10 protein-coding genes are annotated in these 12,475 nt (G+C 63.8%); 3 read left to right on the forward strand and 7 right to left on the reverse strand.

The window, feature by feature from the left end; all coding sequences use genetic code 11:
* Positions 1-7: 7 nt before the first annotated feature.
* Positions 8-4,510, reverse strand: coding sequence for an ATP-dependent RNA helicase HrpA (gene hrpA, locus AYM40_RS13550; protein ID WP_063496663.1), 4,503 nt, complete (start codon positions 4,508-4,510; stop codon positions 8-10).
* A gap of 23 nt (positions 4,511-4,533) precedes the next feature.
* Here hrpA and argA point away from each other — a divergent pair, with 23 nt between their 5' ends.
* The 3 genes from argA (at position 4,534) to proP (ending at position 8,585) form a co-directional block, all read left to right on the forward strand.
* A complete protein-coding gene (gene argA / locus AYM40_RS13555; RefSeq protein ID WP_063496664.1) occupies positions 4,534-5,922 on the forward strand; it encodes an amino-acid N-acetyltransferase in 1,389 nt (462 codons plus the stop codon).
* Positions 5,923-6,024: 102 nt separating this feature from the next.
* Positions 6,025-6,300 (forward strand): oxidative damage protection protein, encoded by a 276-nt coding sequence (locus AYM40_RS13560; protein WP_082855080.1) that lies wholly within the window; start codon positions 6,025-6,027, stop codon positions 6,298-6,300.
* A 782-nt stretch (positions 6,301-7,082) separates the two neighbouring features.
* On the forward strand, positions 7,083-8,585 hold the full coding sequence (gene proP, locus AYM40_RS13565) for a glycine betaine/L-proline transporter ProP (RefSeq protein WP_236720845.1): 1,503 nt from the start codon (positions 7,083-7,085) through the stop codon (positions 8,583-8,585).
* Between the two features lie 149 nt (positions 8,586-8,734).
* Here the strand turns inward: proP and AYM40_RS13570 are convergent, their stop codons facing one another.
* From AYM40_RS13570 to AYM40_RS13595, 6 genes are all read right to left on the reverse strand, one after another.
* On the reverse strand, positions 8,735-9,223 hold the full coding sequence (locus tag AYM40_RS13570; protein WP_063498006.1) for a metallophosphoesterase family protein: 489 nt from the start codon (positions 9,221-9,223) through the stop codon (positions 8,735-8,737).
* Positions 9,224-9,313: 90 nt separating this feature from the next.
* Positions 9,314-9,700, reverse strand: a complete 387-nt coding sequence (locus tag AYM40_RS13575) for a DUF488 domain-containing protein (protein WP_063496666.1) — start codon at positions 9,698-9,700, stop codon at positions 9,314-9,316.
* Between the two features lie 84 nt (positions 9,701-9,784).
* Complete coding sequence (locus AYM40_RS13580; RefSeq protein ID WP_063496667.1) at positions 9,785-10,102, reverse strand: hypothetical protein; 318 nt, start codon at positions 10,100-10,102, stop codon at positions 9,785-9,787.
* 108 nt (positions 10,103-10,210) lie between these two features.
* Positions 10,211-10,558, reverse strand: coding sequence for a cupin domain-containing protein (locus AYM40_RS13585; protein ID WP_063498007.1), 348 nt, complete (start codon positions 10,556-10,558; stop codon positions 10,211-10,213).
* 92 nt (positions 10,559-10,650) lie between these two features.
* Positions 10,651-12,051 carry an FAD-containing oxidoreductase gene (locus AYM40_RS13590; RefSeq protein WP_063496668.1) on the reverse strand — a complete coding sequence of 467 codons (1,401 nt, stop codon included), beginning with the start codon at positions 12,049-12,051 and terminating at the stop codon, positions 10,651-10,653.
* Between the two features lie 196 nt (positions 12,052-12,247).
* Positions 12,248-12,436 (reverse strand): hypothetical protein, encoded by a 189-nt coding sequence (locus AYM40_RS13595; protein ID WP_063496669.1) that lies wholly within the window; start codon positions 12,434-12,436, stop codon positions 12,248-12,250.
* Positions 12,437-12,475 lie beyond the last annotated feature (39 nt).

Here is a 12,475-nt window from a genome sequence, read left to right on the forward strand (position 1 = left end):
CCGCCGCTCAGCGCTGCATCGATTCCCAGACCTTGTAGAGACGCTTCACCGATACCGGCATGGGCGTACGCAACTCCTGCGCGAACAGCGAAATGCGCAGCTCCTCGAGCAACCAGCGGAATTCCGACAGGCGCGTGTCCAGCACGCCACCACGTTGCGCGAGCGCACGCTGGTAGTTCTGCAACAGCGGATGGAATTCGGCGAACTGCCGTGCGTCGCGTGCGGAGTCCGCCTTCAGCTTGTCGATGCGCAACGCAATCCCCTTCAGATAGCGCGGAAAATGCGCCAGCTGCGTATAGGGCGTATCGACCACGAAGCGTTTGCCGATCAGCTGATCGAGTTGATTCTGCATGTCCGCATGCGCAGCGGCGAACGCCTTCGCCTGCGCCAGCTTTTTCGTCACCGTCGCGTATTCGCTGAGAATCTGCCCCACCAGCCGGGCGATTTCCTGGGCCAACAACGTCAGCCGGCTGCGCCCTTCGTCGCGACGCGTATGGAAACTGACGTCATCGGCCGGCAGCGGGTCTTGCAGGCAGGCGCGGTCGAGCGCGGTGTCGATCAGTTGATCGCGCAGTTCCTCCTGGGTCCCGCGCGGCATGAACTGCATGGCCATTTCACGCAGACCCGGCAGATTCTTCTCCAGATACTTGATCGGCTCCTTCAGCTGCAACGCGAACAACCGGCGCAACCCCGCGCGATGGATACGCGCGGCTTCGTCCGGTGAATCGAATACCTCGACGTCGCAATGCGTGCCGCGATCCACCAGCGCCGGATAGCCGAACAACGTCTGCCCGCCACGGCGAATTTCGAGCAACTCGGGGAGCTTGCCGAAATTCCATGTCGTCAGCTTTTCGTACAGTGCGGTGCCTTGCGCGCCGTCTTGCGCCGCGGCAAGCGGACCGGGCGCAGCCGCACCCTTGCCTCGCGACGCCGCACCGCTCGCCGCGCCGGATGTTCCGCTCGCTTGCGCGCCCGCGGCCACGCCGCCACCGCCGCCCGCATCCGCCAACGCCGCCCCGGCCGCACCGGACGCAATCTTCTGAAAATGCTGCTGCGCCTGGCCGCCGAGTTCAGCGCGCAGCTGCGACAGGTTGCGGCCCATCGCGAGCTGCCGGCCATGCTCGTCGATGACCTTGAAGTTCATGAACAGATGCGGCGTCAGCGTCTCGAGTTTGAAGTCCGATTGCTTCATCGCGACCTGGGTCTGCTCGCGAATGTCCGCAATCAGCGATTCGAGCAACCCGCCCGCGCCGAAGCGCGGACCACCCTGCCGCTCGACGAAACCCGCCGCGAACTCGGGCAGCGGCACGCAATGGCGCCGCAACTTCTGCGGCAACGATTTCAGCAAAAGTTGCGTTTTCTCTTTCAGCATGCCGGGCACGAGCCATTCGCAGCGTCGCGCGTCGACCTGATTCAACGCATACAGCGGCACCGCAAGCGTCACGCCGTCACGCGGGGAACCGGGCTCGAAGTGATACGTGAGCGCCATCTCGACGCCCGCCATCGTCATCCGCTTCGGGAACAGGTCGGTCGTGACGCCGGCTGCTTCGTGCCGCATCAGATCGTCACGCGACAGATACAACAGACGCAGCTTCTCTTCCGGCTGACCGCTCTTTTTCACTTCGTCGCGATACCAGCGCTCGAACGACGCACCAGTGTAAATACCTTGCGGCAACGCCTGATCGTAAAAGCCGAAAATCAGCTCGTCGTCGACCAGCACGTCCTGGCGGCGCGACTTGTGTTCCAGTTGCTCGATATCGGCGAGCAGCTTGCGGTTGTGCGCGAAGAACGCGAGCTTCGTATCGAATTCGCCTTCCACCAACGCGCCGCGAATGAACAGCTCGCGCGCCCGCGCCGGGTCCTGTTTGCCAAAGCTCACGCGGCGCCGGTGATAGATCGGCAAGCCGTACAGCATCGCGCGCTCGAACGCCGACACCTGCGCCGCGCGCTTTTCCCAATGCGGCTCGGACAACGACTTTTTCAGCAAATGCTCGCCGATCTTCTCGATCCATTCCGGCTCGATCTTCGCGATGCAGCGTGCGTAAAGACGGCTCGTCTCGACCAGTTCCGCGGCCATCACCCACTTCCCGGCCTTCTTCACCAGCGCCGAGCCAGGCCAGAGGTAGAACTTGATGCTGCGCGCGCCGAGGAAATACGGTTCGTCGTCGGCTTTCAGGCCGATGTTGCCGAGCAGGCCAGTCAACAACGCGAGGTGAATCTGCTCGAAGGTCGCCTCGGCCTCGTTCAGACGCCAGCCGTGTTCGCGCACCACCGTCAGCAGTTGCGAGTGCACGTCGCGCCATTCGCGCAGGCGCAGTTGCGACAGGAAGTTTTTGCGGCACTCGTCCTGCAATTGCCGGTTCGACTTCTTGTGCGCGATCGCTTCTTCGAACCAGTTCCAGATCTTCAGCCATTGCAGGAACTCGGAACGCTCGTCGGCGAACCGGCGATGCGCCTGGTCGGCCTGCTCCTGCGCTTCGATCGGCCGGTCGCGCGGGTCCTGCACCGACAATGCGCTGGCAATGATCAGCACTTCCTTCAACGCCTGCTGATCGCGCGCGGCAAGAATCATCCGGCCGACGCGCGGATCGAGCGGCAAGCGCGCGAGTTCGCGGCCGAGCGGCGTGAGCTGGTTGTCGTCGTCAACGGCGCCCAGTTCGTTGAGCAATTGATAACCGTCGGCGATGGCGCGGCCCGGCGGCGGCTCGATGAACGGGAAGGTTTCGATCGCCGTCAGATGCAGCGACTTCATGCGCAAAATCACCGACGCCAGCGACGAACGCAAAATCTCCGGATCGGTGAAGCGCACGCGGCCCTGGTAGTCGCTTTCCTCATACAAACGGATACACACGCCATCGGCGACGCGGCCGCAGCGCCCTGCCCGCTGATTGGCGGCGGCCTGCGAGATCGACTCGACCTGCAACTGCTCGACCTTGTTGCGATACGAGTAGCGCTTCACGCGCGCCAAGCCCGTATCGACCACATAGCGAATTCCCGGCACGGTCAGCGAGGTTTCGGCGACGTTGGTCGCGAGCACGATGCGGCGCGCGTTCGAGGTGCGGAACACGCGTTCCTGTTCGGCCGCGGACAAACGCGCGAACAGCGGCAAAATTTCCGTATGCGGCGGATGGTGCTTGCGCAGCGCTTCGGCGGCATCGCGAATCTCGCGCTCGCCGGGCAGGAACACCAGCACGTCGCCGGGGCCTTCGCGGCACAGTTCGTCGACTGCGTCGACGATCGCTTCCATCAGATCGCGATCCGTTTCGCGCTGGGTCTTCGGCCTTTCACGCGAAGACGATGCGGAAGACCCCTCCGCCGCCTTCACTGCCGGGCTGTCCTCCGCGACCGGCCGATAGCGCACCTCGACCGGATAGAGACGCCCGCTCACTTCGATCACCGGCGCGGGTTTGTCGTCGCTGCCGAAATGGCGTGCGAAGCGATCCGCGTCGATCGTCGCCGAGGTCACGATCAGCTTCAGATCGGGGCGCTTGACGAGGATTTCTTTCAGATAACCCAGCAGAAAATCGATGTTCAGGCTGCGCTCGTGCGCTTCGTCGATGATCAGCGTGTCGTAGGCTTTGAGCAGCGGATCGGTCTGCGTTTCGGCGAGCAGAATGCCGTCGGTCATCAACTTGACCGACGCGCCCGGCGAAAGATTGTCGGTAAACCGCACCTTGTAGCCGACCACTTCGCCGAACGGCGTGCCGAGTTCTTCGGCGATCCGGCGGCCCGTCGCCGATGCCGCAATCCGGCGCGGCTGCGTGTGGCCGATCAGGCCGGTGCCGCCCGCGCCGAGACCGCGCCCGAGTTCGAGGCAGATTTTCGGCAGCTGGGTCGTTTTACCGGAGCCAGTCTCGCCGCAGACGATCACGACCTGATTCTGCGAGATGGCGCGCGCAATCTCCTCGCGGCGGCCCGAGACCGGCAGCGCTTCAGGGAAAGTAATCGGCGGAATCGGATTTGGCTCGACGACGCGCTGAACGCGCGGCGAACGGGGCTCGCGACGGGGCTGGCCGTTTTGAGCATCGCCTGCTTGCGGCGATTTTTGCGCGGGTGCACCGCTTTGCTGATTGGCACGTCCGTCGCCACGCTTCGGCTGATTTGGAGCCCGCGTGTTTTCGGACTGCGCGCGCCGTTCATCGCCCTGCTGCTGGCGTTGGCCGTGAAGCGCGCTCTGCCCGCGTCCATCGTCGCGGCGCGCGGGCTTCTCCACGCCGCCGGAAGTCGGCTGGCTGCGCGCAGCGTCGCCCTGTGGGGTGGGCTTCCGCCCTTCATGCGCAGCTTTCGGCGCCTGCGCGCCCGCTTCGCGGCGCGCGCCCTGTGGCTGGTTTTTTTTCTGTGCGGACACGCGCGCGTCATCCGCGGAGCGCAGGGACTCACGCGCGGCCGGTGGCGTGTTGCGGTTAGCGTCCTGCGCATTGCGGCGCTGCGCGTCGCCGGCGTTCGCCTGATCGGCGGCCGGCGCCGCATTCTCGTTCGCCGTAGCGGGACTTTTGGGTACATTCGACATGGGGGCGCATTATAATCCCCGGCATGAATTCCCAAACCGACCTCGTCCCCGCGCCCGCGAGCGTTCCGGCCCCCGCCGGCGCAACGGAAGGCCTCGCCCAGCACGCGCAATTTGTCGACTGGATGCGTTCAGTCGCCCCTTACATCCATGCGTTCCGTAACAAGACGTTCGTCGTCGGTTTCGGCGGCGAGGTGGTGCATCAGGGGCTCCTGAATGCGCTCGTGTCCGATATCGCGCTGCTGCAGGCCATGGGCATCCAGATCGTGCTGGTGCACGGCTCGCGGCCGCAGGTCGAAGAGCAGATGAGCCTGCACGGCGTGGAATCCGAGTTCTCGCACGGCATGCGCATTACCGACGCGCGCGCGTTGGAGTCCGCGAAAGAAGCGGCCGGCGAAGTGCGGCTGGATATCGAGGCGGCGATCAGCCAGGGCTTGCCGAACACGCCGATGGCGCACGCGCACATCAGCGTGGTGTCGGGCAACTTTGTGACGGCGCGCCCGGTCGGCATTCTGGACGGCGTCGATTTCGCCCACACCGGCGTGGTGCGCAAGATCGACGCGGATTCGATCCGCCATTCGCTCGCAAGCCGCAAGCTGGTGCTGCTGTCGCCGCTCGGCTTCTCGCCCACCGGCGAGGCCTTCAATCTGTCGATGGAAGACGTCGCCTCGGCGGCGGCCATCGCACTGCGCGCCGACAAAATCGTGTTCCTGACCGAGACGCCGGGCCTGATGGAGACCGGTGAAGACGGGCCGGAACTGATTCGCGAACTGTCGCTCGACGACGCCTACAAGCTGCATGAAAGCGGCGAAGTCACCGGCGACGCGGGTTTCTATCTGAAGCATTCGATCCGCGCCTGCCGCGGCGGCGTGGCGCGGGCGCACATCATCCCCTACGCGCTCGACGGCAGCCTGCTGCTCGAACTGTTCCTGCACGACGGCGTGGGCACGATGATCTCGTACGAGAACCTCGAAAGCCTGCGCGAAGCGACGCCGGACGACGTCGGCGGCATTCTCTCGCTGATCGAACCGCTCGAATCCGACGGCACGCTGGTGCGGCGCGGCCGCCATCAGATCGAACGCGACATCGACCATTTCTCGGTGATCGAGCACGATGGCGTGCTGTTCGGCTGTGCGGCGCTGTATCCGTATCCGCAGGAGCGCATCGGCGAAATGGCGTGCCTCACGGTCGCGCCCGAAGCGCAAGGCACCGGCGACGGCGAGCGCCTGCTCAAGCGCATCGAACAACGCGCCCGGGCGCGCGGCCTCACGCGGATTTTCGTGCTCACCACGCGCACCGAACACTGGTTCTTGAAGCGCGGCTTCGTCAAGGTCACGGTCGACGACCTGCCGGAAGACCGCCGCCGACTCTATAACTGGCAGCGCAAGTCGCTCGTGCTGATGAAACAGCTCTGAGCGCCCCCATATAAAGCGACTGCCCGCCACGGTAATTATTTTTTCATGGGACCGGAGTAAGTGCTAAAGCACTAACTCCGGTCGACAAAGGAGAAGCACAGCATGACTCGTATGGTTCAATGCGCGAAGCTCGGCAAGGAAGCCGAAGGCCTCGATTTCCCGCCGCTGCCGGGTGAACTTGGCAAGCGGATCTACGAAAGCATTTCGAAGGAAGCCTGGCAGGCCTGGTTGAAGCAGCAAACCATGCTGATCAACGAAAACCGCCTGAACATGGCCGATCCGCGCGCACGTCAATATCTGATGAAGCAGACCGAAAAGTTCTTCTTCGGCGAAGGCGCGGATACGGCGCAGGGTTACGTGCCGCCGGCGGCCGAGTAAGCGCTTGCGGCTGCGAACTCGAGCCAGACATGAAAATCCGCGCCGCGTGCGCGGATTTTTTTCGCCCGATGTCCCGGATTTTCGCGTGAACCTCCGCTCTTTCCCGGTTCTTTTTACGCCGCCGATGGACGCGTTCCGGCTTCGTTTTTTGGCTCGCCCGTGCCTCGTTTTTGCCTCGTTTTCCCGCCCGGCGGGTTCACCGAACGGTCCATTTCCGGCCACTTTTAAGCCGTCTTTCCACACCGCCGCAATCCGCTCAATCCCCCGCCCGGCAAGGGTTGAGGGCCTCACGCGGGCCGTTCCCGGAACCCCGGGTTTGCACGATCCTCTGTCATCGTGCTACCATGTGCATCGTTCCAACAGCAATTCGCCAGCATTTCACCCCGAGTCACGTTCAGTTCAAACTTGGCATGCAGTGCGTGCCAAAGGCCGGATTGAATAGTTTATACAAGAAGGCTTGTCGGACGTTTCTCCGCTCGATCTCACACCGTGAGCGGCGAATGCGCACCGGCCTTTTTCGTTTCGAGCCTTCCAGCGGCGCGTGGGCCAGCTTCCAGCCACCCCAGCGTCCTCATGCATCTGCCCCCCCTTCCACGGCCACGCAGATGCAACCGTCAGCACAATCTAGATGAGTGTTTTTTCGCGAATGATTCGCGAGGCACGGGCGTTTTATTTTCTTTTTCACGCCCCTTCTATTGCCTTCGGGCGAGAGAGACGCCATCGCTCTGCTCGCGAAACTGCGCTTTCCCAGCACCCGTGGCGGAACGTTCATGCGCGTTTTCATGAGTTTCGTCGCAGTCATTGGAGTTTTCACCTTGACCGCTTCCAGCAACGGCTTCTGGCGACACCACAAAGAAGAACAACGCCTCTCACTCGACGACATCACCGTCGTCGACCAATCTCTCCTCAAGCGGGCCGTCGGCGCCATGGCGCTCGGCAACGCGATGGAATGGTTCGATTTCGGCGTGTACAGCTACATCGCTGTCACGCTCGGCAAAGTGTTCTTCCCATCGTCGAGCCCGTCCGCGCAGTTGATCGCCACCTTCGGCACGTTTGCCGCGGCGTTCCTCGTGCGGCCGGTCGGCGGCATGGTGTTCGGGCCGCTGGGCGACCGCATCGGCCGTCAGCGGGTGCTGGCCATGACCATGATCATGATGGCAATCGGCACCTTCGCGATCGGCCTGATTCCGAGCTACGCGACAATCGGCATTTTCGCGCCGGTGTTGCTGCTGGTCGCGCGCCTGGTGCAAGGCTTCTCGACGGGGGGCGAATACGGCGGCGCCGCGACCTTCATCGCTGAATTCTCGACGGACAAGCGCCGCGGCTTCATGGGCAGCTTCCTCGAGTTCGGCACATTGATCGGCTATGTGCTCGGCGCGGGTACGGTCGCGGTCCTGACGGCGACGCTGTCGAACGACGCGCTGCTCTCGTGGGGCTGGCGTGTGCCGTTCCTGATCGCGGGCCCTTTGGGTCTGGTCGGTCTGTACATCCGGATGAAGCTCGAAGAAACGCCCGCGTTCAAGAAGCAGGCGGAGCAACGTGAAGCCGAAGACAAAGCGCTGCCGAAGCAATCTTTCCGCGAGTTGCTCATGCAGCAATGGAAGCCGCTTCTGCTGTGCGTCGGCCTCGTGCTGATCTTCAACGTCACCGATTACATGGCGCTCTCGTATCTGCCGAGCTATCTGTCGGCCACGCTGCACTTCAACGAAACGCACGGCCTCTTCCTCGTGCTGCTCGTGATGGTGCTGATGATGCCGATGACGCTGGCAGCCGGCCGCCTGTCCGACACGATCGGGCGCAAGCCGGTGATGCTGTTCGGTTGCGTGGGTCTGTTCGCGCTGTCGATTCCCGCGCTGTTGCTGATTCGCATGGGCACTGTGCTGCCGGTGTTCGGCGGCCTGATGATTCTCGGCGTGCTGCTGTCGTGCTTCACCGGCGTGATGCCGTCGGCGCTGCCGGCGCTGTTCCCGACGAAGATCCGCTACGGCGCGCTCGCGATCGGCTTCAACATCTCGGTGTCGCTGTTCGGCGGGACGACGCCGCTCGTCACGGCATGGCTGGTCGACAGCACCGGCAATCTGATGATGCCCGCGTACTACCTGATGGGCGCGTCGTTGATCGGTATCGTGTCGGTGTTCGCACTGCGTGAAACGGCCCGCAAGCCGCTGCTCGGCTCGGGTCCGTGCGTGGCGACGCGCGCGGAAGCGCAAGCGGTGCTGCGCGGCGAGCGCGAAGCGGCGGAGATGGATGAAGGCTACGCCGCCGCGGCTACGGCGCGTGCCTGATCCTGAGTTGCGCCGGGGTTGCGCAGTAACTAGCCGCTGAAGTTGTACGCATAGCGCCTGCAAGCGCTATGACGGGCGGCAGCAGCCAACCACAGCAATAAGCGTGAGCATGTCCAAAACGGGCCGGCAGATATTTGCCGGCCCGTTTTTTATGTCACCAGAGAATCGAACGTTGCGCTGGCGTGCGCCCCTTCAACGATCAGCAGACCGGCGGAAATCGGCAACTTGAAACGCCTTGGCCCTGCGCTGCCTGGATTGACGAACAGCACTCCGTCGCGCTCGCTGATCGCGGGCTTGTGCGAGTGCCCCGTCACGACCACGTCGATGCCCTCGCTGCGCGGATCGCCCCCCACGTCGGCGATGTCATGCGCGACGAGGATCGTCACCTGCTGCACGGTCAGCTTGACGTGCGTCGGCAGCGAGGCGGCTGGCTCGTCGATATCGTTATTGCCGCGCACAGCGGTGACCGGCGCGATCTGTGCGAGTGCATCGAGCACCGCCTGATTGCAAATATCGCCCGCGTGGATGATCGCGTCGCAGCCCGCGAGGTACTGCAGGACTTCGGGGCGCACGAGGTTGTGCGTGTCGGAGATCAAACCGATTCGGGTGGCTGGGGAGCTCTGGGCGCGCGAAGTCATGATGTCAGTATCGGCCAAACGGCCTCACTCCGCTGACTGATGTTCTGCAAGCTCACGCGTCAAAACCTGCGCCGGCCGCGCATGCACGCCTCACCTGATCAGCGCAGCCCGCTCGTTTAACAACTGACGGAGAATGCTGCGATGGCACCGGCTTTCGTCCTCGCAGTAGCAACCGACGGAAAAGTTTGTCGTTTTCGACAATGCGGCAAGCAGGTCCAACACCTTGCTGGCATCGCCGCCATTCATCTCCGCGCGGAATTTCTTCGCGAACGCGGTCCAATCGGCGTCGCTCGCGACCGCCTTGGCTTCTTTCACCAACTCCGCATCAGGCGACAGATTAGGCAGCCACACATCGTAATAGTCGCGGGTCGCGAATTCCGTCCGGGGTACGCCGCGTGGCGGCCGCCGAACAGTACCGATACGCAGACCTTCGTCAGCCGCTCTCGGAGACCCAAGCTGCACGATGCTAATGCTCATGTTGTTTTCCTGATTCGTCGTGGACTCGCGACCGCCCCTGCCGGACCGATAAGCGCCGCTCGTCAGTGGTTCTGCGATGTAGGCTCAACGCCTCAGACCCTTCATCGCCTCGATTTCCATGGCTGCGTTTCGCTCTTCGCTCGCTTCAATCGGGTCCATCGCCTCGTCGATCGAAGCGGCCGCACGCTCCGCGGCCGCTTTCGTTTCGTCGAAGACGGGATCGAATTCAACGTCGTCATCGCCCGGCGGTTCCAGCATGTCTCGAAGCATGGCCGCCAGTTCCGGCGTGTCCCACTCCACGCCCTGTTGCTTCTGCTTTTTTATGTAGTGTCTGACTTCCGCGTCCTGTTCCGGGGTCAACGGAAGACCGCGAAAAGTGCTTTTGGGGTCGGCATCAGTCATGATCTCGCTCCAGGATACGTGCCAGTTTGAGTGTAATCCCGTTAGGGTGACGTGATCTCAGCTATCGGTGATCGCCCATCCACCCGTCCGGCGGGGTCTGGCGATCAGTCAGCGGCGAGCCCCAGGGTAGTAAACCGCCAACCACACGCTCGGCTCCGTGTCGCTCGTCCATGCCACCCGATGCCGGCAATGCGCTTCGATCAGCACGTGGTCGCCCGGCTTCATCGGATGCAGCTCACGCTCGCCTTCGAATTCGAGCGTCGCCGCGCCGCTCAGCAGCACGACCCACTCGGCGCGCGGACTGTCGTACCAGAACTCCGGCGGGCTTGCGTGCCCTCTGGAGACGATCCGCTCGATGCTCACGCCGGCCTCTTCAACGAGCGCATCGACTTGCTCGCCAAGGCGCGCCGGCGCGCCGGGATCGAAGAGATTGCCGCTACCGATCACGCGTTTCATCGCTTGTACTCCGGCTGTCCTCGTCACCTGCGTCCGCCGCGCATGTTCGCCCATCGCGCGCTCGCCACCCCGCTTGTCACTGAGCGCACCGCTCATTTCATCGGCTTGAGTCCATCGAGCAAGGTCGGCACCAGTTCGCTGATGGTCGGATGAATGTGCATGGCGTACTGCAAGGTCGGATACGGCGCGCCGGCCGTCATGATGTCGATGAACGTGTGCAGCGCCTCGTCGCCTTCGATGCCATGGATCGCCGCGCCAAGAATCTGCTTGCTCCGTGCGTCCACCAGCACCTTCATGAAGCCGTCGGTCTCGCCGCGTTCGCGGGCGCGGCCCACCCGCGTCATCGGCATGGTGGCGATCAGCGCATCACGGCCGGCCTTGCGCACGTCGGCCTCCGAGAGCCCGACACGCGCGAGCGGCGGGTCGACGAATACCGCATACGTCATGATCCGCGTGTCGACGCTGCGCGCGCCGCCGTCGAGCAGATTGGCCACGACGATCTGGAAATCATCGTAGGAAGTATGGGTAAAGGCGCCGCGTCCGTTGATGTCGCCGATCGCCCAGACGCCCGGCACGTTGGTGCGCAACTGGCCGTCGACGGGAATCGTGCCGTGCCGGTCCGTCGCGATGCCGGCGGCGTCGAGGCCGAGGTCGTCGGTATTCGGTTCACGGCCGGTGGCGAACAGCAGGTGCGATGCTTCGAGCGCGGGAATGTTCTGCGCAAAGCCGATGCACACCTCGCTGTCTCGATGCGGATGCGGCTCGACCCGCGAGGGCTGCACGCCGAAGACAAACTCGACCCCTTCGCGTGCCAGCACCTTCTGCACGGAGCCGGCGAAGTCGGCATCCTCGCGCGTGAGCACGCGCTCGCCGCGCACCAGCACCGTCACCCGGCTGCCGAAGCGGCGAAAAACCTGCGCGAATTCAAGTGCGATATAACTGCCGCCGACAATCGCCAGATGGTCTGGCAATTCAGTCAGGTCGAGCAGATTGGAGTTGGTGTAGTAGCGAATGCGCTCGAGCCCGTCGAGCGGCGGCACGCTTGCGCGCGTGCCGGTATTGATGAAGATTTCGTCGGCGCTGAGTTCGTCAGGCATCGCGCCGCCCGGGCCGCCGATGGCGAGCGTATGCGCGCCGGTGAAGCGCGCGTGGCCGTTGAAGACGGTGACGTTAGCCGCCTCGCGCAGCCATTTCTCGACGCCGTCGCGCGATTGGCCGATGATCCTGTCCTTGCGCGCCTTGACCGCAGCCAGATCGACGCTGACCGCCCCGCTCACCTGCACGCCCAGGTCCGCGGCATGGCGCGCCACGTGGGCCGTGCGGGCGCTGGCCACATAAGACTTGGTCGGCGTGCAGCCGACATTCACGCAAGTCCCGCCGAAGGCAGCTCGTTCGATAACCGCAGTTTTACGGCCGCTTTGACCAAGACGGACAGCGAGCGGCGCACCGCCTTGTCCCGTGCCGATCACGACTGCGTCGAAGTGCTGTGGCATGGCAGATCTCCCGAGGCTGGGATGCAGGTCGTAGCATCTTACCCTCAGCGCCTCGCGTTGCCTTTATCGCCCTTTTCTCGGTGGTTCTGTTGCACGCTGCGACGTCCGTGCCCGGCTTGCGATCCCGTTTCGCCCTGTCCAGGGGACGACGCCGGCCGATCGGTGTGAATAGGGTGTGAATTGCGCCCGATTGTGTTCAGACGCGGCAGTGCGCGGCGCAGATGAATTCGCGCGAGCGTTGCAGCGCGGCCTGCGCGCCGCGCGTCGCGACAACCCAGCCAACCTGGCCGAGGTTGAAGTCCTGCGACACCATCACCTGCATGAGGGCGACCATCGGCAGAACCACCGATGGCCGATAAAGCTGGTTCGCAATCAAGGCTGGCATAACGGCTCCCATCGCGCGTAGCCGCAACGGCGGGGCGCG

The organism is Paraburkholderia phytofirmans OLGA172 (assembly GCF_001634365.1).
In the GTDB taxonomy this organism is placed as follows: Bacteria; Pseudomonadota; Gammaproteobacteria; order Burkholderiales; family Burkholderiaceae; genus Paraburkholderia.

Coding starts and splice junctions, on each gene's coding strand:
- argA (WP_063496664.1), top strand. CDS start 4,534: ATGAATTCCCAAACCGACCTCGTCCCCGCGCCCGCGAGCGTTCCGGCC.
- AYM40_RS13595 (WP_063496669.1), bottom strand. CDS start 12,436: ATGCCAGCCTTGATTGCGAACCAGCTTTATCGGCCATCGGTGGTTCTG.
- AYM40_RS13590 (WP_063496668.1), bottom strand. CDS start 12,051: ATGCCACAGCACTTCGACGCAGTCGTGATCGGCACGGGACAAGGCGGT.
- AYM40_RS13570 (WP_063498006.1), bottom strand. CDS start 9,223: ATGACTTCGCGCGCCCAGAGCTCCCCAGCCACCCGAATCGGTTTGATC.
- AYM40_RS13575 (WP_063496666.1), bottom strand. CDS start 9,700: ATGAGCATTAGCATCGTGCAGCTTGGGTCTCCGAGAGCGGCTGACGAA.
- AYM40_RS13585 (WP_063498007.1), bottom strand. CDS start 10,558: ATGAAACGCGTGATCGGTAGCGGCAATCTCTTCGATCCCGGCGCGCCG.
- hrpA (WP_063496663.1), bottom strand. CDS start 4,510: ATGTCGAATGTACCCAAAAGTCCCGCTACGGCGAACGAGAATGCGGCG.
- proP (WP_236720845.1), top strand. CDS start 7,083: ATGAGTTTCGTCGCAGTCATTGGAGTTTTCACCTTGACCGCTTCCAGC.
- AYM40_RS13560 (WP_082855080.1), top strand. CDS start 6,025: ATGACTCGTATGGTTCAATGCGCGAAGCTCGGCAAGGAAGCCGAAGGC.
- AYM40_RS13580 (WP_063496667.1), bottom strand. CDS start 10,102: ATGACTGATGCCGACCCCAAAAGCACTTTTCGCGGTCTTCCGTTGACC.